19 protein-coding genes, 1 tRNA gene and 1 pseudogene are annotated in these 24,479 nt (G+C 62.3%); 14 read left to right on the top strand and 7 right to left on the bottom strand.

The annotated features are described in order from the left end of the window. Window positions 1-9: 9 nt before the first annotated feature. Complete coding sequence (gene tgt, locus ACTSLZ_RS04255) at window positions 10-1,311, top strand: tRNA guanosine(34) transglycosylase Tgt (RefSeq protein WP_443095827.1); 1,302 nt, start codon at window positions 10-12, stop codon at window positions 1,309-1,311. Between the two features lie 12 nt (window positions 1,312-1,323). Continuing rightward, the gene (locus tag ACTSLZ_RS04250; RefSeq protein ID WP_443095826.1) at window positions 1,324-1,830 is read left to right on the top strand and encodes an SRPBCC family protein; all 507 of its coding nucleotides are present in this window, start codon (window positions 1,324-1,326) and stop codon (window positions 1,828-1,830) included. Window positions 1,831-1,854: 24 nt separating this feature from the next. On the opposite strand, the gene ACTSLZ_RS04245 is transcribed toward ACTSLZ_RS04250, so the two are convergent. Next, window positions 1,855-4,164: an ABC transporter permease gene (locus ACTSLZ_RS04245; protein ID WP_129315157.1), complete on the bottom strand. Its 2,310-nt coding sequence runs from the start codon at window positions 4,162-4,164 to the stop codon at window positions 1,855-1,857. Next, window positions 4,161-5,231, bottom strand: a complete 1,071-nt coding sequence (locus tag ACTSLZ_RS04240) for an FUSC family protein (RefSeq protein ID WP_443095825.1) — start codon at window positions 5,229-5,231, stop codon at window positions 4,161-4,163. Before ACTSLZ_RS04240 ends, ACTSLZ_RS04245 begins: the two co-directional genes overlap by 4 nt. Window positions 5,232-5,458: 227 nt before the next feature. On the opposite strand from ACTSLZ_RS04240, the gene ACTSLZ_RS04235 reads away from it, so the two are divergent. From ACTSLZ_RS04235 to cls, 3 genes are all read left to right on the top strand, one after another. Next, on the top strand, window positions 5,459-7,945 hold the full coding sequence (locus ACTSLZ_RS04235) for a hypothetical protein (protein ID WP_443095824.1): 2,487 nt from the start codon (window positions 5,459-5,461) through the stop codon (window positions 7,943-7,945). Between the two features lie 25 nt (window positions 7,946-7,970). Next, window positions 7,971-8,954 carry a hypothetical protein gene (locus ACTSLZ_RS04230; protein ID WP_443095823.1) on the top strand — a complete coding sequence of 328 codons (984 nt, stop codon included), beginning with the start codon at window positions 7,971-7,973 and terminating at the stop codon, window positions 8,952-8,954. Between the two features lie 65 nt (window positions 8,955-9,019). Then, window positions 9,020-10,426 (top strand): cardiolipin synthase, encoded by a 1,407-nt coding sequence (cls, locus tag ACTSLZ_RS04225; RefSeq protein ID WP_443096089.1) that lies wholly within the window; start codon window positions 9,020-9,022, stop codon window positions 10,424-10,426. 36 nt (window positions 10,427-10,462) lie between these two features. On the opposite strand, the gene ACTSLZ_RS04220 is transcribed toward cls, so the two are convergent. Further along, a complete protein-coding gene (locus ACTSLZ_RS04220) occupies window positions 10,463-11,107 on the bottom strand; it encodes a hypothetical protein (protein WP_443095822.1) in 645 nt (214 codons plus the stop codon). Between the two features lie 275 nt (window positions 11,108-11,382). Between ACTSLZ_RS04220 and ACTSLZ_RS04215 the strand changes: the two genes are divergently transcribed. Further along, window positions 11,383-11,455 (top strand) — tRNA-Lys (locus tag ACTSLZ_RS04215). Between the two features lie 121 nt (window positions 11,456-11,576). On the opposite strand, the pseudogene ACTSLZ_RS04210 reads toward ACTSLZ_RS04215, so the two are convergent. Next, window positions 11,577-11,708: pseudogene (locus tag ACTSLZ_RS04210) on the bottom strand (helix-turn-helix domain-containing protein); the annotation flags it as partial. Between the two features lie 182 nt (window positions 11,709-11,890). Between ACTSLZ_RS04210 and ACTSLZ_RS04205 the strand changes: the two are divergent. The 5 genes from ACTSLZ_RS04205 (at window position 11,891) to ACTSLZ_RS04185 (ending at window position 16,038) form a co-directional block, all read left to right on the top strand. Next, window positions 11,891-12,109, top strand: coding sequence for a hypothetical protein (locus ACTSLZ_RS04205; RefSeq protein ID WP_443095821.1), 219 nt, complete (start codon window positions 11,891-11,893; stop codon window positions 12,107-12,109). Then, window positions 12,109-12,942: a hypothetical protein gene (locus ACTSLZ_RS04200; protein ID WP_443095820.1), complete on the top strand. Its 834-nt coding sequence runs from the start codon at window positions 12,109-12,111 to the stop codon at window positions 12,940-12,942. The genes ACTSLZ_RS04205 and ACTSLZ_RS04200 overlap by 1 nt, the downstream gene beginning before the upstream one ends. Before the next feature lie 112 nt (window positions 12,943-13,054). Then, window positions 13,055-14,107, top strand: a complete 1,053-nt coding sequence (locus ACTSLZ_RS04195) for a DUF2637 domain-containing protein (RefSeq protein WP_443095819.1) — start codon at window positions 13,055-13,057, stop codon at window positions 14,105-14,107. A gap of 2 nt (window positions 14,108-14,109) precedes the next feature. Beyond that, window positions 14,110-14,631, top strand: a complete 522-nt coding sequence (locus tag ACTSLZ_RS04190; RefSeq protein WP_443095818.1) for a hypothetical protein — start codon at window positions 14,110-14,112, stop codon at window positions 14,629-14,631. A 96-nt stretch (window positions 14,632-14,727) separates the two neighbouring features. Continuing rightward, window positions 14,728-16,038: an ISL3 family transposase gene (locus tag ACTSLZ_RS04185; protein ID WP_179628043.1), complete on the top strand. Its 1,311-nt coding sequence runs from the start codon at window positions 14,728-14,730 to the stop codon at window positions 16,036-16,038. Window positions 16,039-16,385: 347 nt separating this feature from the next. On the opposite strand, the gene ACTSLZ_RS04180 is transcribed toward ACTSLZ_RS04185, so the two are convergent. Then, on the bottom strand, window positions 16,386-17,696 hold the full coding sequence (locus tag ACTSLZ_RS04180) for an ISL3 family transposase (RefSeq protein ID WP_179628043.1): 1,311 nt from the start codon (window positions 17,694-17,696) through the stop codon (window positions 16,386-16,388). 322 nt (window positions 17,697-18,018) lie between these two features. Between ACTSLZ_RS04180 and ACTSLZ_RS04175 the strand changes: the two genes are divergently transcribed. Then, window positions 18,019-18,483, top strand: a complete 465-nt coding sequence (locus tag ACTSLZ_RS04175; protein WP_443095817.1) for a hypothetical protein — start codon at window positions 18,019-18,021, stop codon at window positions 18,481-18,483. Between the two features lie 131 nt (window positions 18,484-18,614). Continuing rightward, entirely contained in the window at window positions 18,615-18,857 is a 243-nt protein-coding gene (locus ACTSLZ_RS04170; protein WP_443095816.1) for a type II toxin-antitoxin system Phd/YefM family antitoxin, read from the top strand. 513 nt (window positions 18,858-19,370) lie between these two features. Here the strand turns inward: ACTSLZ_RS04170 and ACTSLZ_RS04165 are convergent. Together ACTSLZ_RS04165 and ACTSLZ_RS04160 are read right to left on the bottom strand one after the other, a co-directional pair. After that, window positions 19,371-20,765, bottom strand: a complete 1,395-nt coding sequence (locus ACTSLZ_RS04165; protein WP_443095815.1) for an MFS transporter — start codon at window positions 20,763-20,765, stop codon at window positions 19,371-19,373. After that, window positions 20,758-23,193 (bottom strand): FAD-dependent oxidoreductase, encoded by a 2,436-nt coding sequence (locus ACTSLZ_RS04160; RefSeq protein ID WP_443095814.1) that lies wholly within the window; start codon window positions 23,191-23,193, stop codon window positions 20,758-20,760. The genes ACTSLZ_RS04165 and ACTSLZ_RS04160 overlap by 8 nt, the downstream gene beginning before the upstream one ends. Before the next feature lie 155 nt (window positions 23,194-23,348). On the opposite strand from ACTSLZ_RS04160, the gene ACTSLZ_RS04155 reads away from it, so the two are divergent. Continuing rightward, on the top strand, window positions 23,349-24,413 hold the full coding sequence (locus ACTSLZ_RS04155; RefSeq protein WP_443095813.1) for a LacI family DNA-binding transcriptional regulator: 1,065 nt from the start codon (window positions 23,349-23,351) through the stop codon (window positions 24,411-24,413). Window positions 24,414-24,479: the final 66 nt, after the last annotated feature.

Raw genomic sequence — 24,479 nt, 5'->3', positions numbered from 1 at the left:
ATAGGTCGGGTGTCCAACACCGAATTTCCCAACCCCAGCTTTCGTTTCGATCTCGGCGCCCGGCTCGCCGAGACTTCGGGCAATGATTCCTCCTCCGCGGCCCTGAACCGCAACAACGGGGGCGAATTCCTCGGCCGAACGGGAGTCATCACCACTCCGCACGGCACGATCCGGACGCCCGCCTTCGTCCCCGTGGGGACCAAGGCGACCGTGAAGGCGGTCCTGCCAGGTCAGATGGAGGACCTCGGGGCGCAGGCCCTGCTCGCCAACGCGTATCACCTGTACCTCCAGCCGGGTCCGGATGTGCTCGATGCCGCGGGCGGTCTCGGTCGGTTCATGAACTGGGAAGGACCGACCTTCACGGACTCGGGCGGTTTCCAGGTCATGTCCCTGGGTTCCGGGTTCAAGAAGGTCATCGACATGGGAACGGTCGAGGGCACCCGGGGCGCGGACGGCAGACCCGTGGGGGACGACGACGTCGCCCGCGGCAAAGAGCGCATGGCCCACGTCGACGACCACGGCGTGACCTTCAAGTCCCATCTCAATGGGGACCTCCACCGATTCACGCCGGAAGTCTCGATGAGCGTGCAGCACCGGCTCGGAGCCGACGTCATGTTCGCCTTCGACGAGTTGACCACGCTCTACAACTCCCGCGGATACCAGGAGGAAGCCCTCGAGCGGACGCGCCTGTGGGCCATGCGATGCATCGCGGAGCACCAGCGTCTCACGCGAGAGAGGTCCGAGAAGCCGTACCAGGCGCTGTTCGGAGTGATTCAGGGTGCCCAGTACGAGGATCTCCGCCGGAAGGCGTGCCGAGACCTGGGTGACATGGAGTTCGACGGCTTCGGCATCGGCGGGGCTCTGGAGAAGGAGAATCTGGGGACGATCGTCCGTTGGTGCAATGAAGAGCTTCCCGAGAACAAGCCTCGGCACTTGCTCGGCATCTCGGAACCGGACGACATCTTCGTGGCGATCGAGAACGGAGCGGACACCTTCGACTGCGTCTCCCCCACCCGCGTGGCACGGACCGCCGCCGTGTACTCACCGGACGGCCGATTCAACGTGTCCAACGCCCGCTTCAAGACGGATTTCAGCCCGATCTACGACGGGTGCGACTGTTACACCTGCGCGCACTACACGAAGGCGTACCTGCACCATCTGTTCAAGGCCAAAGAGCGCCTCGCCGCGACGCTCGCCTCGATCCACAACGAGCGTTTCATCGTCCGCATGGTCGATACCGCACGAGAAACCATCGCCTCCGGGGAATATTTTCAGTACCGCGACGAGTTCCTCGGTAGGTACTACGCGTAGGAAGGCGGAGAAGTGAGCATTCTGACCACGGTCCCGACGGACCAGATCGTCTCGGTCTCCGGCGACGTCCCGGCACCGCCGCAGGACGTCTTCGGGGCCTTCGTCGATCCGCTGCGGCTCGCCGGATGGTACGGCCCGGAAGGGTGGATCGTGCCCGCGCACACGATCTCGATCGATCCCCGGCCCGGAGGCACGTTCCGGCTTGCGATGGTCAACCACGCCCAGCCGGGACAGGCCGTGCCGCTGTACTCGACGTTCGTGAGCGTGGTCGACGGCGAACTCCTCGAACACCGTGAGTCGCTCCCCGGCCCGGACGGCGAGGCCTCGGATGCGACGGTCCTTCACCGGATCGAGTTCCTGCCGCGCGAGATCGACGGGACCGAGGGCACGCGCGTCGTCGTGAGCCAGGGCCCTCTGCCCCGCGAGGTCCACGCAACCGTCGTCGACGGCTGGCGGTCGGCCCTGGACGAGTTGGCGAAGGCCGTGGCCTCCGAACGCAAGGTGCGTACGGCCAACTGACCCGCCCCGGGAGGCAGTGCGGGGTCAGGGTTGGCTCTTGCCCTGCGCGGCCTTCTCGTGCTCGACCCGGAGGGCGCGCATCTGGCGCGTCTCCGGGTTCTCGGTTCCGGTCAGGACCCTGCCCTCGAAATCGCCCGGGTCCTCGTCCTCGTACTGTCGCGCGTCCGCCAGCTCCTCATCCGCATTCTTGCGCTTGAGATGCTCCACGTACAGGTGGCCCGCGGTGTAGAGCAGAATGCCGATCAGCAACCACACGAGCTCCAGGACGATGTCCCCGCGGATCGAAGCCTCCGGCAAGTACACCTGGAGCCTGATCGCCCCGAGCGCCGCCGAACTCGGCACCAGGTGGTTGAGCACCGTGTAGAGGTGTGGGGCCATGTCCAGGGGCAGCAACAGCCCCGAACTCGGCACACCGCACATGACGAACAGGGGCAAGGAAATCAGCATGACCGAATTTCGGAGGAACAGCGCCCCGCCCAGGGTGAAGAACTGAATCGTCAGAGACGTCAGGAACAGAATCCCCCAGACCGTCCACGGTGCACCCGGGTGCAGGAATTGGACCACGTGCACCGAAATCACGTACTGGAGGAACGTGTTCGCGGCCGCGACCCCGATGACCCACGCGACGCGTCTGCCCCAGTGCCAGCCTCGTCCGACCAATCCGATCATCATTCCGGCCAGGTTCGACCCGACGATTCCGCCCATGCCGAGGTACATCATCGACATGCCGAATTTGTCGTGCCCGTCCGTCGGGGCGACGTCCACGTTCTCCATCGGTTTCCCTTGAGTCAGGGTTCCGAAGAGCTTCTCGACCGAGCTCTCGGCCTGCATCCCGTTGCCGGTGGCGACGTACAGGACGGACGAGGCCGGGTCCTTCCGCTCGGAAATGTCCCCCGCGGCGGACGCCGGGACGAACGCGGCGCGGGCCTTGTTCTCGGTGACGTCCTGACGTGCCTGGTCGGCGTCGTCGACCGTGCGCACCTCGTATTCGGAGGAAGGCAGCTCCTTCATGGTCTGCGCGAGCTTCTCCGAGGTCTGGTCGGAGACGACGACGTCGAGCTTCATGTGGTTCGGCGACGGAGCGTGCACGAGGCCGATGTACATCAGAGGCAACGCGATCATCATGATGACGGGCAGCTTGAAGGCATGGACCAGCCCGAAGCGGTTCTTCATCTGCTCCTCGGAGACCAGTCTCCGGCTCCCGAAGTAGTGCCGGAACCCGGGCGAGGAGTACGTCCGCCGAATGTGGCGGCCCGTGCCCGCCGGAACAGGGTCCGCGTCCTCCTTCTCGGAGGACAGGGCGTCATCGTCCGAGGCTTTGGGCCTCTTCAGGAACGACGACGCCAGCAGAATGAGGGCCAGGAAGAACCACACCATGAGCGTGATGATGTAACTGCTCAGCGGCGCGTTCGGGAAGTAGAGGATCCTGCGCAGGGCCTCCATGAGGGCCGGAGTCGGCAGGATCTTGTGGAGCCCCTGGAATACGGGCGGAACGAGTTCGATCGCCATCCCCGCCCCGGAGGACGGGATACCCAGCAGAACCAGCAGGAACATTGTCGGCAGGGCCATGTAGAGCCCGATGAGTCTGAGTCCGCCCGTGTGGAACAGCATCACGGTAAAGGACATGAAAGCCAGCAGACAGAACACGGGCAAACCGTGTTCGGAGAATGCTCCGTGCACCGCGTATGCGATGAACATCGGGACCGTCGCGATGAACAGCGCCATGATTCCCATGATGCTGATCGCGACCTTGGCACTGAGTTGGGCCAGGTTGCTCCTCAGGCCGACCGCGGTCATGAAGCTGGCGATCAGCACGGGCAGCCCCATGAACATCAGGGAGGTGCCCATCCCGTCGTTGGGCGGGGGTGGGACCAGGTCGTCCACGGTTGGTTTGGGCACGTCCCCGGGATCCTGGTACTGCCCGGACTGGACCAGGATCTGTGGGGCCGCCTTCTCGAAGTACGCCTCCGCGAACTGGGCGGCCGTGGAGGCTCCCATCGTCGCGACGTATTCCGTATTGGTCTGCGGGTCCCAGGCCGCACGGATCTCCAAGGATTCGATCTTGTCCTTGGCCTCGTCCGTCGATCCGACCGCCGAGACCTCATAGGCGCCTCCGGAGGTGGCGTTGAGCTTCGACGCGAGCTGCTCGGTCTTCTGGTCGGAGCCGATGACCGCGACCTTGAGGCCGTGCGGGGACGGCGAGTGCATGCTGAACCCGTAGACCAGGGGGAACATGATGGTCATGAACAGCGGCAGAACGATGGAGAACTTCAGGACCTTGGAGGCCTGTTTCCTGAGACCCGCTGCGTTCATGCGTCGGCGTCGAGATGTCATGAGACCTTCTTCTTGCGATCGCTGTGGCGGAGGATGGGCATGGCCTGGGTGTCTGCTTCCCGCTCGGCCGGCGTCCGGGTGAGCAGGATCAGGACGAACCCGACCGCGGCGCCGATGGCGGTTTCCGCCATGCGAGCGGTCAGGATCTCAGTGGGCGAGGCAGGATGTGCCAGTTGCACCATCATGAGTGCCAATGGTGTCACGAAGAACATCGCGAACCCGTAATTCCTCATCACGTAGGCCTCCGCCAGGAACTGGAGAATGACCACGTAAACGGCCATGTGCCACTCGTGCAGGCCGGTCGAGAAGAGGAACGCGGCAATCAGAATTCCTCCGAAGGTGCCGACAATGCGCTGGATGCATTTGTACAGCCGGGCGGTCACGTTCGGGGCGGCGATGGGTGCGACCGCAGCAACCATGGCCCAGTACGCATGGCTGAGTCCGGGCAATTGACCCAGCACGCCGGCGATCGCCGCCGCGCCGAAGAACATCAGCCCGCGCTGCAGGATCTGTTTCCTGGTCTGGCCGTGGTGGGCCGGCACGGGGGCCACCGGTCCCCTGCGCCCCTCGCCCAGGAAGGACCCGGCCATGCCGGCCAGGATCGACCAGGCGGCGGCGCCCACCCCCGCGAGGAGGGCCAGGAGGACGGGCGGTGTTGTCGGCATCGAGCCGACCGCGCCCGAAGCGAAGATGAAGAACAGCCCTCCCGGCGGTCGCAGGGTCAGGATCAGGCCGATCATTGCGCCCACGCCGCCGACCAGCGCGCACACCAGAATCACGACCCAAGGTCCGGGCTGGAGGTATGCGAGCGCGAGACCGACGCCGATCGAGGCGATGAGCAGAGCGGCCGCTTGTGACTGGTGCCTGAGCCTGTCCCTGAGGGGTTCCTGGCGGGCGTAGATCGAGGTGAATGCGCCGAAGGACGCGTAGATCGAGAGATCCACCCGCCTCAGGAGGAGGAGCACCGCCAGCGGCACGGCCACACTCGCCGCGATCCGGATTGCCGGTATGTGGTCCGCTTTGGATGGGGCGAACGACACGATCTCGCGGATGTGGCCATTGGTCACTGTGGGATGGGCTCCTCAGGGGGTTGGACGACGGATCATTGGTACAACGTGCGGGCAACCGCGGATCGGGGGTCGAGATCCTTGGGTCCCGGGGACGGCGGCCCCGAGTCGGATTCCCTCGGCACGAGAGAAGAGCCGGTGCCCGTACGGTGGCTGACAAGCCACACCTTGCTTAATACTAAACCCCCTGACTCGGGCCACGATCCATGGCTTGTAACTTAGTTTGTATGACCGCGCGGACCCGTATTCACGATGACCCGATCGAGCTGTGGCGTTCCGTGGCCCAGCTCAGCCCCCGGGTTCTCCCCTCACCGGGCGCGTCCAGCCGGTCAATCACGGTCAAGGACTACCTTTCGGGCCACCACATGCCGTGGGAACCCGGTACAGGTCATTCGAGCTCCGCGCGGGACCGTTCGTGGCACCACACGGTGTTCGCCGGCCTGGTCAGGTATCGGCGGCTGCTCGAATATGCCGGCTTCGCCCCGGTGGAGACCAGGGGCCGCACCGAGCTGACCGCGCTCTTTGCCGCGGCTGTTTCGGAAGACGGTCAACTCCTGCCGGACTCGCTCGAGCTCTCGAGAACCGCGTGGGCCGCCGCCGTCGCCGCGGGGGCAGAAGCAGGGACGGCGGATCTGCCCGAAACCTATGCCGAGGCCGCACGAGCCTGGCGAGACGGATTGATTCGGACCTGGGCCGAACACGGGGTTCGGATGCGCGGAATCCGGGCGAACGGCCCTCGCGAGGAGACGCCCCGGTCCGTTCCCGACGAGACCGGCCGACGTCGACCCGATCGTCCGCGCCGTCGTATGCTCGAACGCTCCGACCTCGTGACGGCCGTCAGATACACCAGAGACTTTCTGAGGCTCCCCGACGTGTTCCCCGACCGGGCCAAAAATCTTCCGGTGCGCATTCGCAGCGTCCTGGGTCCCCCGCCGAGCGCGGCCGGGGACGTGTCCCAGCTCAATCACCCGGCGGCGAAGGATCTGGATCTCGCGACGGAGACGACCCGGTTCCGGCAGGCGGCCGCCGGACTGCTGGGGGTCGACGCCGCGGAACCCTTCGAACGCGTCCAGGACTCCAGGGAGGCCCTCTACTACGCGGTGGCACCCCGGATGGTTCCGGAAGGGACCTTCCACCTCAGCCGACCCTCGGTGTCCACGCAGTTCGCCATCAATGCCTCGCTCAACGAGCTCGGAGAGTCCGAAGGCCTGTGGACCTGTCCCCGCAGCACGGCGGCCGGGGCCCCGGAGCCCGAATGGACCGACGACGTCGTCGCGGGTCTCGTGACTCGGAGGGCGGTCGCTATGGCCCGGATCCCCGACCCGGCGGAGCTGTTCGATCCCGAAGCTCTGAGCTGGTCCTCGGGGCGGCACCTTTTCGCCCTTCATCCGGACCTGACCGGATTCGAATTCGTCCGGTCGTCGCCGTTGCGGGCCACGTCCGAATCCGAAGCAGGCTCCTCGGTGCATGTGCGCATCCTCCCCGGCATGACCGCTCAGAGCCCTTACCAAGGCTTCGCCGACGGACAGACCGTGGACGCCGTCCGGGCGATCGACATGGTGCTCAACACCTTGAACCACGCCTCCCCGACCATGGGTCCCGAGGACTACGAGACCTGGGACGAGACTGCCAGGACCGTCCTGCAGAACGTGGAAAGGGTCAAGTCCCTGCTCGCGGAGAGGCAAAGATTCCACGAGGTCGTCCCGATGCTCCTGCGCAACGAACACGTGGTGACGGACATTGCTGAGGCGCTCGCCGAGTCGACCTCCGGTATCGAGGAGAAAGAAGAAGAGTTGGCCGGGCTCAGCCGGTCCCACCAGGCCGCCCGGGCCAAGTCGATGGAGTACAGCGACGCGATAGCGGCCCATCTGAGGGACGAGCCTCGCATGATCGCGCGCCTGGCAACGTTCGGGCGAAACCGCATCCCTTGGCGCGAGAGGCTGGGGCAGTTGCGTCGGGATCAGAGCCTCGCCCAGGCGGACGAAGAATCGGCACAGGCAAGGGTCGACCGGGTGCACCGAGAACTCCGACAGTTGCGGGCAGCCCACGAGGCGTTGCGCGACGACCTGCGGGACAACAAGGAATCGGTGCGTTCTCTTCGGGAGGAGCTCGCGAGTTACCCGTATCCCGACCACGCCATCGACCAGGAGTGGCTGGCCGGGGACTGGCAGGAAGAAGGGGCCCCCGCCCCGTGGCTGGACGGGCAGATCCAGAAGGCCCGCTACGACGCGTTCCAAGCCGCCCTGCGCATGCATTCGATGGCCATCCAGGGCCTGCCGGAGGAGTTCCGCACGGGGCTTCTGGCGGCCCGGGACCTTCTGAACGGCCGCCCGTGCCCGGATCCGTCCGCCGTCCTTTCCGCCTGGCAGGTGCTCGGCCTCGTGTTCCCACAAATAGGTGTCGCTTCCGAACATCTTCCCGGGGTCTGCCGCAGTTTGGGAGAGCACCGGCTGGGTTGGATCGTGTATGCCGACGCAGACCGTTTGCGACCGGGCGTTGCCTACGCCGGGTTGCTGCACGCACACCGAGCGATTCTGATGGCGGGGCATCAGGACCACGCCGAGGGATCGTTCGAAAACCCGCCTCCCTACACGGCGCCCCCTGAGGGCGTGCAGCTGTCTCTCGCGCGGGCCCACTCGTGTTCCGAAGGTTGGTCTCCGGCGCGCACGAGCGCGTACGGCCTAGCCGTGGCGACGTCACGGTATTCTGGCTGAACCGACCGCGACGCGAGGACTTTTCATGGACAAGAACGGCCAGCCGTATCTGCGGGCCCTCAGCGAGGACGCACCCCGACCGCTGAGGTCCGTGCTGAGCCATTTGCCGCTGTATTTCGCGGGCATGCTGGTGATCTGGACCCCGGGAATCCTGAACCGGTTCTCTGGCGCGCAGTCCGTGTCCGCCCCCTGGCTGCGATCCGTGACTCCGGAGATCGTCTTCGTGACGTGGACCGTTCTCCTGGTGTACACCGGATTCCTGATCCTCTCGGCCGTCCGGCCGGCTTCCTCCACCGCTGCCGTCGTGAGCCTGCCCAGACGCATATCACTCTCCATTCCGCCCACCATCCAGACGTGCCTCGTCATGGGGCTCATCCAGGCCGGACAGGTGGTCATCGCATCCGTCCATCGGTCACACACGCCTCCGGCGGAGGAACTGACGTCGACGGTCTTGTTCTACGGGCTCGAAGCCGCGGTCGGAGTCGCAACGTTCTGCGCGTTGTTGGCGACGATCGCGCTCGGGATGTCCCGTGTGCATCGGTGGTGGCTGTACGTTGTGGGGGCGTGGGCCGTTTACGTCGTCGTCGACAGAATCCAGAGGTACGCGACTTTCGTTCCCTTGCCGTGGAGTCGTGGGACGGTTTTCCGCTCGGGCCTCGAGTTCGGGCGGCCGGAGGCCACCAATGTATTCATCAATGGGTTTCCGGGCAATTACTTTCCGTCCGGAGAAAATGCCGCCGGGCAGAACCCTCCGTACGCGAACATTGACGTTCACAATATCTGGATCAATATCGGAATCCTCACAGCGTGTGTGGTCCTGCTTCTGGTGGTTGCACTGACCTCCCTCTCCCGGCATCGCGGTGCATCGGCGGGATCCAGGGGATCCTCCCGGGCGAACGGACCGCGTCCGACCAGGCCGTCCGCCTCCGATGAGGACCGGGAGGATGGCAGCCTGATCCCTTGGGACCGAGACGAGACCACCCCCTCCTCCCGTAGACTTGGCCCGTGACCTACTCGCTCCTGAACATCCCCGGTTTGCCAACGTGGGCGGATACGACGCTCGTCGTCATCGATATGTTGATTCGCGTCGTCGCCATTTGCTGGATTCCGTACAACCGGAAGCCGTCCGTGGCTCTGGGATGGCTCATGGCGATTTTCCTGATTCCGTATGTGGGAATCGTGGCTTTCTTGGTCATTGGTTCGACGTATTTGCCGCGCGGTCGTCGCGAGCGCCAGACGCACATGAACGAAATCATCCGGGAACAGATCGGTGATCAACCGATCCTGGGCGACGCGACCGGATTGCGGGAACCGGATATCGCGGCCGCCAAGCTGAACTACAAGCTCGGGTCGCTGCCCATGGCCGGCGGCAACCACCTGAAGTTCATTCGCGACAACCACGAGGCCATGAACCTCATGGCGGAGGAGGTCGACAAGGCCAAGGAGTACGTGCACTTCGAGTTCTACATCGTCGCGTACGACGCCACGAGCGCGCCCTTGCTGGATTCCCTGTTCCGCGCGCACCGACGGGGCGTCAAGGTCCACATCATGGTGGACCAGCTGGGGTCTGCCGGCTACCCGGGATACAGCCGGCTGGTCAAGATGTTGAACGATTCGGGGATCTCATGGCGGCGTTCCCTGCCCATCCGCCCCTGGCGCGGCGAATACCAGCGGCCCGACCTCCGAAACCACCGCAAGATTCTGGTGCTCGACGGCGACGTCGCCTTCTCCGGTTCCCAGAACATCATCGACCGGTCCTACAACAAGCGCGCCAACCTCAGGAAGAACCTGGCGTGGAAAGACCTCATGCTCCGGGTCGAGGGGCCAATGGTCGACGAACTCAACGCCCTGTTCATCTCCGATTGGTATTCGGAGACCGGCGACCTCCTGCTGGACGAGGTGGACCAGGACCTGCCCGCCGTCGATTCGGGGGTGCGCGCACAGGTGGTCCCCTCCGGGCCGGGGTTCGAGACGGAGAACAACCTTCGCCTGATCAACCACCTGATTTACAACGCCGAGCGACGGATCATCATTTGCAGCCCGTACTTCGTCCCGGACGATTCGCTGAAGATGGCCCTCACCACGGCCGCCCAGGCCGGAGTCGAGATCCACGTGATCGTGTGCGAGAAGGGCGACCAGTTCTTCCCGCACTTCGGGCAACGGTCCTATTACGAGGCCCTGTTGGAGAACGGGATCAACATTCACCTCTACCCCGCGCCGACGGTCCTGCATTCGAAGTTCATGCTGATCGACGACGACGTCTCCTTCATCGGCTCCTCCAACATGGACCAGAGGTCCTTCGCCCTGAACCTCGAGGTGTCACTGTTGATCCTGGACAAGGAGATCACCGGCCAGCTCGAGGAGATCGCCGATGAATATCTCGAGACCAGTTTCGCCATCAACTACGACGAGTGGCGCCAGCGCCCCTTGCGCCTGAAGGCGCTCGAGAACGTCTGTCGCCTGACCTCGGGACTGCTCTGACCCGGAGACCCCGTGGGCTTCGGCCGTGCAAGGCGTTCAGTCGAGCTGGTTGTGCCTCCAGGCACTGGCCGCGGCCTCGAGCTCTTCAGCGGTGGTGATGAGTCGACGCGCCGCCTTGGTCAGGTGGTTGCCCCGTGCGGTAGAGCCCGGAGTCGAGACGAATTCCCCGGCCCGCTGGTGGGCCTCCGCGCCAACAGCTTCGACGGCGACGTCGGCCCGGTCGGCCGCGACGGCCTGGCCCAGGGCGACGACGCGGCAGAACGCGGCGAAACGCTCGAGGGCGACGTCGAACTCTCCGGTGTAAGCACCGGTCAGAATGGCATCGATGGTACGGCACACCTCATCGGCCGCCGGCGGGTCGGCGACCCCGGCCACCACGCGAGACACCTGAGCGTTCTCTTGGCCCAAGTGGTAGTGATGGCTGATGGCCTCCGGGTTCTGGCGGACGGCGTCGCGCAGCGCGTAGATCCGCCAGAGGGCTCCGGGAAGGGAGACGCCGGGCGCTTCGGCCCACATCTCGGCGATGGCCTCGAGCCCGTAGTGGTCGGTGAATTCGACGAGCCGCGCGGTCACGGAGGGGTCGCTGTTGGCCCGCCCCTGGGTCAACAACGCCCACGCGGAGGAATGCGCCGCCTGGGAGACGACCTCAGGGTTCATGCCCCCGTCGATGTGTTCGAACATCCCCGGGGAAAACTTGACGGGACTGTGATGCCGTGACGGCTGGCTCGATGCTGGCATGCGCCCAGTCTAGGCTCAGGCCCCCGGCCCGGACCGTGCCATGTCTCACGGGTTCGCGGAGCGGAAACCCCCGGCTACCCCTTCCGCGGGTCGTGCCGCGCTCGTTGGCCCTGAGAGGGCTGTTGCATCGTCTCCGAGCGGTTCGAAGCATGCCGATGGGTGTTGTAGACTGGGTGAGCTTGAGTCGAGCGCGTGTTGACCGCGCCGGGCTCGGGTGGGCGCCTTTAGCTCAGTTGGTAGAGCATCGGACTTTTAATCCGTGGGTCGTGGGTTCGAGCCCCACAGGGCGCACCGTTTCGTGGAATCCCGTTCCGGCTTCGGCCGGGGCGGGATTTTCTGCGTGCTGGCCTGACCCAGGAACCTCGATCGAGGCTGAGGACACTTGCCCAAGAAGATCGCCCAAGGTAATGCCGAGATAGCCAGCGATCACTGCAAGATCGTGGATCAAGAAAGCCGTCTTCCCATGCAACCTGGCGGATATCCCAGACTGGCTGACGCCGAGGACTTGGGCCAGTTCCGTTTGGCTTACTCCCCTACGGCCCATCCATGCCTTCACTTCATCGCGAACCGCCAGTTCAAACTCTGACACTTCACCGACACGCCGCTTTTTCATCATCGAACCTCCTTCTGTAATGAAGATACTGCTACGGATCAGCGGATAAATCAAGCGTTACCCCATGTTCGTTTTAGTTTGCAGGTATCTTTGTTTAAGATACTCTAGCTCTCATGAAGACATCGATTGAAGTAGCAGGCAACGTCAAGGCGGCCTTGGCGCGGCGTGGGGTAACCCAAGCCACCGCGGCCGCGGAGCTGGAAATGAGCCGGGTCGCATTCAGCCGCCGAGTCACCAGGAAGGTCCCGTTCGACGTCGCGGAGCTAGAGGCCCTATCCGTATTTCTGCGGGTTCCCTATCGATCCCTGGTCGAAGTTCAGGAGGAGGCCTGATGAATAGCACCCTGGTCCACGAACAGCTGAGCCCGCACGAAGCTCAGTCGATCACTGATCAAATCCGGTCAAACCTGACCAGTACATACCAGCTGATTCAGCGAGCCTGGGAGCAACGGGCCTGGATCGGCATGGGGTACGAGTCGTGGGATGCCTACGTCCATGCTGAGTTCGCAGACATGTCGCTGACTCCCCCGCTGGAGCGACGAACCGCTGAGGTTGCGTCGATGGCTGAAGCGGGCATGAGTGTTCGAGCGATCGGTACCGCTACCGGGATGGGGAAATCCTCGGAGGCCCGCATCTTGAAGGAGGCCGAATCTCAGGGCCTGGTCTCCAGAGACCGGGAAACGAGTACAGGACTGGATGGGAAGAAGCGGCCTGCCCACCGGCCGCAGATCGATGTTGATGATTCCATCCTGGACGCCCCAGTCGAAGACTTGGGTGTAGGCCTCGTGGAGAGCCAACCGACCCCGAAAAATCACTGCACGGCAGAACCAGCAGCACTGTTCGAAGCCGGTCCTGAACCCGTTCCGGACGTTGAGCTGGCCAAGGCATTGTCAGAGGCGAAGTCGGACATCGTCTCGGCCGAGGAGTCGGTCAAGGCAGCGATCCAGACGGTCCGTTCGGTGTCTCTGGATGATCTTGGTGATGTTGATTCGGATTTGGTTGCCCGGCTCGTCTCAGCGGTACTGGCAGAGGCTGGTTTGTTGGATGTTCTCGGCCTGTCCCGAGTGACCGTGCCAGAACATGAGGTCCGCGCGAAGCACCTGCAGGTGGCCGCTACGACGTTGGATCGAGTCTGCGAGCAGCTTGGCGGTGATGAGCGTGGCTAACCCGAAGACAGAAAAAGGGGCCGCCCAGCTGGATGGGAGGACGGCCCCAACATCGAAGGCTGTCAGGAGAGAAAGCAATCGACACTTGTCAGCATACCAAGGAGAACCGTCCGTGACCCCTACTTCAGGCCGCAGAATCAATCCTGATTCGCTGTACACCCTGTGGTTTACCGTCATCCTGATTTGCACGTTGGGGCTGACGTCTTTCATGGTCAGCTTCAACGGTTTGCATGATGTTGCAGGTTGGGTCGGGCTTCCGGTGTGGCTGCGTTGGGCGGTGCCCATCTTCATTGACATAGCGATCCTCGCCTATTCGTTGGCTGCGGTGATTCATCGCGCTCGGGGCGAGACGGTCTGGCCGACCTGGACAACGCTGGGGGCGTTCACGCTCCTGTCAGTCATTGCCAATGGTGTCCATGCTTTGACTCGTGGAGCCGGTACAACGGCGGTCCAGTCGTGGATCGGAGCCGGAATCGCAGGCATGGCCCCGGTCGCCGTATTCGCAGCCACAGAGCAGCTCTCCAGGCTCGCTTTCGCCACCGCCCGTGAAGAGCCGAAGGTTATCGAGTCGGAGTCGACGGAACCCACAAGTGATATGACTCCGGCGTTGGAATCAGATGATGGGCTAACTGCGGAAACAGTCGAGACCACAGACGAGTTCGATGAAGAACCCACCGCGTCCCCCTCTGCAGGGGATGATCCCCACCCCGCGCATACCGGGGCGGCATCCGTAGAACGTAATGTCCCTGGGTCTGAAGGCGAATTCGCACCTGCTCTCACTCAGCCAAGTCCTGAACCAAATCCACTGGAGACGACAGTGGCTGTATCGCCGCCTCCTGTCAGTGAGCCTCCGCAAGAGGCAATGGCCACGTCATCCGAGACCAGTGATGCTGGCGACGAATCAGGCGCTGAGGCCCCTGCCGTTATTGACGAGCAGGAATCGACTGAACGAGACGCTGATCGTACACAGCAGAGAGACGAGATGAGCCCCGGTGAATCGGAAGAAGAACGACTGATCGCCTGGGTCACTGAGCGACGGAAGTCAGCTGAGCCGGTTACTGGTGTGGCCGTTGGGGAGTTTCTGGGCCGGTCCGCACGTACCGGCCGTAACCGCTTGAAGGCGTTGCAAGAGCTTCGCCCGGATCTGTTCGAAGGAGCTGAATAGTCATGTCTATTCAGGCAACCACATGGGCATTCACCCACGTATTGCAGCCAAGCCAGTTCGCGGCCCTGTTCACGATTGCTGATGAGGCCAACAGCGATGGGCTGTGCTTCACCGGCCAGGACAAGCTGGCTTGGAAAGCCGGCTTCGCATCCAAGCGTTCCTTGCAACGGCATCTGGTCAAGTTCCGGCAGATGGGTCTGCTCCACACCGAACGTCGGTCGCCGAAGTTCGCTGCAGGTCGATTGACCGACGTCATCGTGCTGCACCTGGACGTGGTCGGGGAAAAGAAGCGGTACCCCGGTCAGGAGGCGATTGAGTCTCAGAAGAGACAGGATCAGGAGGATTTCGAGGTCGATCCTGAAGCAACCGAGCCTGTGGATAACCGCCAAGGGGGTCTAGGCGACAAAATGTCGCCTAGAGGGATCAAGGCGACAAATCAGGTAGGTCTAGGCGACAATCTCGGTCAAAACGACCCGGGTGCCTTTAAAAGGAACGCGTGCGGATTAACGGCTCTTCGCAGTTGAGGGGGTAGGTGGCTGAGCGCGTCGGTCGCCGGATGAGGGTCGAGGCCTTCCGATGATGGAAGTTCTCACACTGACCATCTGCCGGAAGACCTCGACGTGCACCACGCTACCTTCGCGACCCCTGATCTGACCGTGTTCTGCCATCTCGACGAGCTCGGCCTCGTGGCCACCGGTCAGCTTTTTGAGCCGGATCGCGCGGTGATCGAGTGCCGCGTCGCCGAGCCGGATCCGTGGTGCCGGGGATGCGGTAGCCAGGCGCTCTCGCGCGGGACGGACACGCGGCGTCTCGCCCACGAGCCGTTCGGTCATCGCCCGACGACGCTGCTGGTCCGGGTCCGCCGCTACAAGTGCTCGGGATGCGGACGGTCCTGGCGTGAGGACCTCACGGCAGCGGCGCCCGAGCGAGCCAAGCTGTCCCGTAGCGGGATGCGGTGGGCGTTGGAAGCGCTCGTGATCGACCACCTCACCGTCGCCCGCGTCGCCGCCGGACTCGGTGTCGGTTGGCACACGGCGAACAACGCGGTCCTCGCTGAAGGGCGTCGAGTGCTGATCGACGATCCCGCCCGGTTCGACGGCGTCGCCGTGATCGGCGTCGACGAGCACGTCTGGCGCCACACGAGAGTCGGCGACAAGTACGTCACCGTCATCATCGACCTCACCCCGAACCGCGACAAGACCGGCCCCGCCCGTCTGCTGGACATGATCGAGGGTCGCTCGAAAGCCGTGTTCAAGACCTGGCTCGCCGCACGCCCGCAGGACTGGCGCGATGGTGTCGAGGTCGTCGCGATGGACGGGTTCACCGGCTTCAAGACCGCCGTCAGCGAGGAGCTCCCGGACGCGCAGGCGGTGATGGACCCGTTCCACGTCGTCCGCCTCGCCGGCGACGCCCTCGACACCTGCCGTCGTCGCGTCCAGCAGTGCCTGCACGGCCGGCGGGGCCGCAAAAACGATCCGCTCTACAAGGCCCGCCGCATCCTCCACACCGGCGCGCAGCTGCTCACTGACCGGCAGCAGACCCGTCTCGAGGCACTGTTCGCGGTCTCCGAGCACGTCGAGGTCGAGGCGACCTGGGGCATCTACCAGCGCGTGATCGCTGCCTACCGCGAACCCGATCGGAAGACGGCGAAGAAGCTGATGACAGCCGTCATCGATTCCGTCTCCAGCGGCGTCCCCGCCGCGCTCGTGGAGGTCCGCAAGCTCGGCCGCACGCTCAAGCAGCGCGCCGCCGACATCCTCGCGTTCTTCGACCGGCCCGGCACGTCCAACGGGCCAACAGAGGCGATCAACGGGCGCCTGGAACACCTCCGCGGCTCCGCCCTCGGATTCCGGAACCTCACGAACTACATAGCCCGATCGCTGCTCGACACCGGCGGCTTCAGGAACCACCTACACCCTCAAATGCGATGAGCCGGTTACGAGGAAACGAAACTTCATGCAGATCAGCTCCGACTCATGCTACGGATCCTGGCCGAAGCAATCACCGATAAGCCCTCTGGAACGATGTGAAACTGAAGCTGCCCGGGGGAGTAAGAAATACAACTTACAAACATCCGGTCTGCTTTCACCTACTGAATCTGGAGCCAATTTTGCCCAAGAACCACCGTAGTGCAACCGAGAAAATCTGTTCTTCGTACACTGGATCCTCTGCCAGTCGAAGACCCGTCTCTAGTGCCATGGCCGGGGTGGCGGCCCAGGAGGCAAGTGCGTGAAGCATCTAAATCCTGCCTAGCTGCGGGTTCGTGACCTTAGTTGGCTCATCGCATTTGAGGGTGTAGGTGGTTCCTGAAGCCGCCGGTGTCGAGCAGCGATCGGGCTATGTAGTTCGTGAGGTTCCGGAATCCGAGGGCGGAGCCGCGGAGGTGTTCCAGGCGCCCGTTGATCGCCTCTGTTGGCCCGTTGGACGTGCCGGGCCGGTCGAAGAACGCGAGGATGTCGGCGGCGCGCTGCTTGAGCGTGCGGCCGAGCTTGCGGACCTCCACGAGCGCGGCGGGGACGCCGCTGGAGACGGAATCGATGACGGCTGTCATCAGCTTCTTCGCCGTCTTCCGATCGGGTTCGCGGTAGGCAGCGATCACGCGCTGGTAGATGCCCCAGGTCGCCTCGACCTCGACGTGCTCGGAGACCGCGAACAGTGCCTCGAGACGGGTCTGCTGCCGGTCAGTGAGCAGCTGCGCGCCGGTGTGGAGGATGCGGCGGGCCTTGTAGAGCGGATCGTTTTTGCGGCCCCGCCGGCCGTGCAGGCACTGCTGGACGCGACGACGGCAGGTGTCGAGGGCGTCGCCGGCGAGGCGGACGACGTGGAACGGGTCCATCACCGCCTGCGCGTCCGGGAGCTCCTCGCTGACGGCGGTCTTGAAGCCGGTGAACCCGTCCATCGCGACGACCTCGACACCATCGCGCCAGTCCTGCGGGCGTGCGGCGAGCCAGGTCTTGAACACGGCTTTCGAGCGACCCTCGATCATGTCCAGCAGACGGGCGGGGCCGGTCTTGTCGCGGTTCGGGGTGAGGTCGATGATGACGGTGACGTACTTGTCGCCGACTCTCGTGTGGCGCCAGACGTGCTCGTCGACGCCGATCACGGCGACGCCGTCGAACCGGGCGGGATCGTCGATCAGCACTCGACGCCCTTCAGCGAGGACCGCGTTGTTCGCCGTGTGCCAACCGACACCGAGTCCGGCGGCGACGCGGGCGACGGTGAGGTGGTCGATCACGAGCGCTTCCAACGCCCACCGCATCCCGCTACGGGACAGCTTGGCTCGCTCGGGCGCCGCTGCCGTGAGGTCCTCACGCCAGGACCGTCCGCATCCCGAGCACTTGTAGCGGCGGACCCGGACCAGCAGCGTCGTCGGGCGATGACCGAACGGCTCGTGGGCGAGACGCCGCGTGTCCGTCCCGCGCGAGAGCGCCTGGCTACCGCATCCCCGGCACCACGGATCCGGCTCGGCGACGCGGCACTCGATCACCGCGCGATCCGGCTCAAAAAGCTGACCGGTGGCCACGAGGCCGAGCTCGTCGAGATGGCAGAACACGGTCAGATCAGGGGTCGCGAAGGTAGCGTGGTGCACGTCGAGGTCTTCCGGCAGATGGTCAGTGTGAGAACTTCCATCATCGGAAGGCCTCGACCCTCATCCGGCGACCGACGCGCTCAGCCACCTACCCCCTCAACTGCGAAGAGCCAGCAAACCCATCAGCGCGACCATCGATGATGCCCATTGGGCCAATGCCGCCGTCGCTTTAGGGCAGGTCCTGGTTGCACTGGTCGCCCTCGCTGCGGTCTTCTACTGGATACGACCCCGGTTCGAATCGACTCCCATATCAGTCCGGGCCCTCCGGGGTGGGTGGGTTGCTGTCGTCTACACCTTCGCACTCATGTTCTTCTCTTGGTCAGTGCCCGTCGTTAACAGTTGGTTTGGTCAACACCATCCATTCCCTCGAGGCCCCGACGATTCATCGGCAGCCGTCGTCGACGCCATCGCTCACTCGGTGCTTGCGGGCGTCAGTGAGGAACTGGTCATCACTGTCATCCCTATCCTTCTTCTTCGAGCGGTAAACCTTTCCTGGAAGATCATCGTTCCTCTTCTGTTAATAGAACGAGTCCTGTTCCACGTTTACTACGGTGCCGGCTCCGCGACAGTGCTGATCTGGGCTGGCCTGTCGATCCTGCTTTATAGGTACACTCAATCTGCACTCGGACTGGTCCTGTCTCACGCTATTTACGACATCTACTGCGACGTCATAGCGTTTTTCGGAGATAACCCGGGCACTGTCGTCTTCATGGCCGCCCTGCTGATCTGCGGAATCATGATCATGGCGGGCCACATTGGGATCAAAAGCCGCCCGGCATCGACCTAGCCGCAGGGGATTCAGCCCAGAAGCTGCCCGCGCGACTATCCGGTTGTAAGCCTTTCGACACACGGCGGGTCAGTAAGAGGGCAGCTTGATGAATCATTGCCTACGCGTACGTTATAGCGCACGCTTAGGGGATGACAGCAATACGTGCCACCTCCGCCCGCGTCAATCTCTACCGCCTGATCGAGCAGGTCAACCGCGACGCCGCACCGCTGACCATCACAGGTCAACGGAGCAACGCCGTGCTTGTGGGCGAGGACGACTGGCGAACCATCCAAGAGACCCTTTACCTTGCCTCGATTCCGGGCATGACAGATTCGATCAATCATGCCCGGGCTGAGGGGATCGAGGCCGGATCGGAGACCTTGGACTGGTGAGTGAGTGGAACTGATCTACTCCCGGCAAGCCCAAAAGGACGCGAAGAAGCTCACCCGCTCAGGGTTGAAGCCAAAAGCCAAAGCCCCGGTCGGGGTGCTCCCTGCTGATCCCGTTTCGACACCACCGCGATGTGAGAAGCTGGTCGGGTGCTACTCTCGCCGAATCAATATCCAGCTTCAAGTGGTCTATGAGGGTCGTGCCGACGACCGGGTTCTGCATGTCTTGCGCATGTGGAGCCACTATGAATAATCAACCGATCTTCCACGGTCTGGGAAATATTGCACCCCCAGAACTCCCTTTTATCTACAGAATCGTTCCAACAACCTGTCCGTCCTTCCCAGACATAAGAAACTGGATGCGAGGAGAGTGCAGCCCTAGTCATGAGTCGTGAATTGCAGATTCACAGGTCCGCGTTCCCGTAATCGAACTCTGTCGTCATGGGGCCCAAGACCTCCAAGCCGGCCGACCCTCCGCAGCCAGCATTAGTCACTAGGGGAGGGTCGCCGCTGAGTTTACTCTATTCGGCGGGTGGCCTGATTATTGGAGCCGGGGTCCCAGGACGTCGTAAACAGCGTAATGAGCGCGACGACCGGGAAAGCCACAATAACGAACATCGTCGTCGTTACGCCGAGGTTGGAGAGCATTATGGGGAAAAGAAACAACCCACAGATGGATCCGCAACGAACCATAGTTTCGGCCCATCCGGTACCTACACCGCGCAACTCGGTCGGGTAAGAAATCGCGGCAAGGGTCTTACTCAACGGGCCCGGCCCAAAATGGTGGCCGAACATCATCAGCGCGACCAAGAAAATAGGAACAAGGGAGACACCGTCTTCGGAACTGATGCCGAGTACCCCGAGAGCTGCAATTGCTATGATGACCATGACGTATCCGATCTTGCCCAGGGAGATAGTGCCGAACCTGGCCGTCAGATACGATTGCAGAATACCCGCAAGGAAGGCGCATAAATGCGCCACGATGGTAGCGACTATGGTCGACACCAGGTCAGTTCCGAACACTAGACCTGCGATGATCGGAATATAAAAGCCTATGGCGTAATACTGGAAAGACTGCACAAAAGCGGTGATCGTCACCAGGGCAGTCCGTGAAGCGAAGACATGTGTGAATAGCTCACGCACCCCGAACTTGGCGGAGCCTCCCTTTTGCAATTCGTCCGAAAAATCATCAGCTATAGATACACGAACATCATATACCGAGGAGAATACATGGGCAGCTTTATCAATGCTTTGGTGCTTGGCTGCCCAGAGGGGGCTCTCTTCGGAATAAATGAGACGGAGGATCAAGGAGAACGCGGCCGGGATCGCTCCGCAGCCAATAACGATCCTCCACAGGTGATCCGTGATGCCTTGCAGCGCGAAGGGTAGGGCGATCGCTACGCCTGCGATCGTAGCGATAGAGGCGACCGGTTGCCACAGATTGATCCATCGGGCCTTGGTGTTGGTCCCACTGCTTAGGATCTCGGCCATGAAACTGAGCGCGACAGGCAAATCAAGTCCGACCGCTACGCCCATGACGAACCTCCAGAACAGCAGGGAGAGGAACCCTTGAGCGAAGGCGATTCCCAAGGGGGCAGCGACTAGGAGGAATCCGCAGATAATAAATAGCCGGTAGCGACCCGTCTTGTCCGCGAGAATCCCGCCGAGTAGGGAGCTGATGAGTGCACCTACACCTGTAATAGAGGTAGCAATTCCAGTCTGCGTTTCATTCAGTCCAAAGTCTGCCGTTAGTGTCGACAGGCCCACGCTCATGCTGGAGAAATCGTAATTGTCGGCGAATATCGAAGCCAACGCAGTGATGAACAGTATTATCACGCGCTTCGAGGCCCTAGGGTGGGTGTTGACGTAATCGATGATGTCGTTCCGGCTATGCAGGGTGATATCAGCCATCACAGTTCCCTCTCAGGTCTCGTTCTCCGACGCAGTGTGGCTTTTCGGCAATCATGCTTGTTTCACTCTGCGGATTGAAGGACGGTTGCTTGCATGGAGTATCGGTATAACAGCGGATCTCATAGATCGAGGCCGATGGATCTCCGTTGGTCGCTGTCACGACCGTGCGCAGAGCCGTGGCCCGGACAGGTTTTTCGAGGGTGTGTACATTCCTGGTTGTGTAGTTGCCTGCGACGGAGAGTATGGTCTTCCACTCTCCTGAGACCTCCAGGACTTGAAGGGAATAGTCCCGTGGGGTCTGTGGATCACGATACTGCGGAGGGTAGGCGTGGTATTCGCGCAGTAGATGCCCCGCGAAGGTGAGCTGCACCTGGGAAATCGTTTCTGGTTGCTCCCAGGACAGAGTCAGCGACTGCGGCAGCGGCTTGACCGGATCGGAGCGCCAGGCGTTGGTGAAGCGGTGAGGACGCGTCACACCGTTAATAACGTTATCGGCCGGGTAGCACCTTTGCGGAGGGTCGACCATGAAGCTGAGGGTGGTTCCGCCGCCGAAACGGCGGTATCGTCCGGGGGATGCCTCATAGGTCGCAATGTTTCCTGGCTGGACAGTCCCGGCTATATGCCATTCCACTGCCGGGTTTGCCTCGAGGGAGACGCGGATATAGCCGTGGCGTGGCAGAGCGGAGGCGTCTATTTGCTGACCCAGGTTCCAGGGGACCCAGGTTGGTTCCAGCGAGTCGACCGCGAGCGTCGTCGTTGCGAGGGGTTCGCCGGCCTCGACACGGTAATCCCAGATATCTTCGACTGTGTGGAGCTGTGCTCGTACCTGCTGGTTCTCATCGCTGAGTTTGCTGAGGCATAGTTGGATACTTTCGAGATCCCGCTGGTCCCCGAGAGCAATCCATTGCGCCGTGCGGTGTTCCAGGCGGCCGGTGCTTGGGAAGACCGGGTGATCGGTCCACTGGCCGAGGTTGTTAAGCCAGTCGGCGCTGCTGGGGCCAACACCTTGCAAGGCCTCTTCTGAGCTTGCAGAAGGAATTGCATGAAGGGCAAGATCCTTAGGATCCTCGTTCTTCCTATTTGGTAAGAAGACGCCATCCCTGAGGAGCTCTTGCTGGAGTTCGACGATCCGCTCCTCGACAATCTCGTTCACGGACGAACCTGTGGCATGGGCTAGGGCTGCTGCTGTCCCGGTGGCCTGTCCCATCAGGGCACAGGTGCTCATGACCCGGATCGAGCCCATAGCAGCATGTGTGGCACTGACGTTGCGCCCGGCCATCAAAAGATTAGGGACTTGGCCGGCGATCAGGATGCTGAGAGGAATGCCAAAGGGGCCGATGTTGGTACTGGCACCGTACTGTGAAGTCGGGTCGAGTTCTCTAGCATTGAGTGGCTCGCTAGTGTCCGCCAAGAGCCCACCGAGGGTGTGGAGATCCACGTACCAACCACCAAAGGCCACCTCGTCGTCGAAAGCCTTACGCTCGAGGAACTCGTTTTCGTTGACGAGTCTCCTGCCATGCAGTCGCCGGCTCTCTCTTTTACCAGGGACCTGCCCCACCCAGTCGAGGGCCAGGGTTTTGGCCTTCTCCCTCCACGTCTCGTCTCGGTTCTTGATGTAGTCCCAGATGCCGAGGACATGGCGTGTGAGTTCGTGACGAATAGTTTCGTTATCGTGAATTGTGTCGAACGGCGGGCCGAGCTCGATCCACCAGTATCCGCTCTCGAGAGTCTTGGGCACCCGGCCGCCCTCGTAGAAAAATCTCGGGTCCTCGTATTTCACTGCCCAATCGGGGGCATGGAACTCGATTTCTTGCCCAGTATCCACGGTCTTGAAGTGCAGAGAACTTCCCATGACGTCTGGCGATGCTTCTTCAGGGGCATGGGGTTCTCCGAATGCCTCGTGGGACTCTGTGCCGCTGGTCCAGCCGTTTCCGGCAAGTGCTGCCACGGTACCGTCACCCGTGGAGTCGATGAAGATTTCCGCAGTTAGGCGGTAGTTCTTCTCAGCATTGCCGACTCGCGCGTCGACCGAGGAAATTGCGTTGTCAGCATCAACTGCCACGTCTTCCACGGTCGTGTTGAGCATGAGATCCAAGCCTGTTGTTCGTACGGCCATGTCGTAAAGAGTGAGATCCCAGACGCTGTTGGTCCAACCGTTCTCCGTGATCCTCTCGTGGTTGGTTGCCCGCTCTTCAACGAGTGCTTCGGATACGATGCCCGTCTCCCGAGCGTATCCATGAAAAGCGGCTGCCCCGTGGGGAGTCACACGGACCTCGGAAGAGGAGTTCCCGCCCAGAACTGGTCTGTCTTGAATGAGGCAGGTTGCAGCGCCATGTCGAGCGGAAGCGATTGCGGCGCTTACGCCTGCAAGCCCGCCTCCGACAACGACAACGTCGTAGGTCTTTTCTTCATAGTTCACAAGTCTCATCCGTTCTTCGGTGATTTCATAGGGGCTTGGCATCTCAATTGAAGCGCTTCAAGTCGAGGGAATGTGCGCTACACTACATAGAGGCGTCTCGTACGTCAAGGCCTCCGAGAGTCGGCGCGTTATAGGGTTACCGTGTCCTCTTGGCTGTATGAAGGATGTTCATGGCGACAAATAGCTCACGTTCTCGGGTCCCCCACCCGACTCTTAAAGACGTCGCGGCCCGTGCAGGAGTTTCATCGGGCCTAGCCTCAATGGCGTTGCGTGGCGTGAATGGCCCCAGTGAGAATACCCGCCGGATGGTCCTCGCTGCGGCTGAGGAGTTGCAGTACCGTGGTAACGCAACGGCAAGCCTTCTGGCTCGGGAACATCCCCGCCTCCTAGGGGTGACCTGTTTTCTCGACCGTGATCTCGACGCGGATATCGTAGACCACCTCTATGTAGAGGCAGAGCGCCTCGGATACGAGCTGGTGATCGGTGCGACTACACCGTCACACTCTCTGCAGGCATCGCTTGAAATGCTCGCGGCGAATAGTTGTGAAGCCATCATTGCCGTAGGCCCGCAGAACTCTGAAGAGTGCCTTTCGAAGATCTCCTCACGCATCCCCGTGCTGGTCATTGGTGCTATTCCCGAAAATCGGCAAGGGGTCAGCTCTGTTCATATTGATGACCGCCTCGCCATGAAATTGGCCGTCGACCACCTAGCCAAGCTTGGGCACACAGGTATTTGCCATGTGACTGGTGGGTCGGGATACAGCAGCAGCGAACGTAAAACAGGCTACGAGATCGCCATGCGTGGTGCAGGACTTGATAAAGAAATCCGCATCATCGAAGGCGGGCAGACAGAAGAGGCTGGCGTCGAAGCGGCCCAAGTGTTCCTCTTAGGGGGTGGCCCGACAGCAGTTATCGCCTATAACGATGCGTGCGCTATTGGGGTCATGACAGAAGCCCGGAAGCTAGGATACTCCGTGCCAGGCGATCTTTCAGTCGTCGGTTGTGACGATAGTCGAGCCTCTAGGATCGCTTATATCGACCTCACTACAGTTTCTCAGGACCGTGAGGATCTAGCTTGTCAGGCACTGCGCAGAACGTTGACTCTGATCAAGGATCCGAACTCAACGAGGACCGAGTACAAGTCGGCTCCACAGCTGATTCACCGTTCCACAACCGGGCCGCAGCATAATCGAGGGAAGCAGCCCAACTCATGCGCCAGCAGGGAATGATGCTGAAAGACCTCGGACAGATCCGCAAGTATCTCACCAAAGCGACGGGCAACTGGTCGCTAGCTG

This window comes from Rothia koreensis, assembly GCF_052232265.1.
Classification (GTDB): domain Bacteria; phylum Actinomycetota; class Actinomycetes; order Actinomycetales; family Micrococcaceae; genus Rothia; species Rothia koreensis.
Note: the sequence above shows the minus strand (reverse complement) of the source record. Positions and strands in the feature narration are given on the sequence as shown.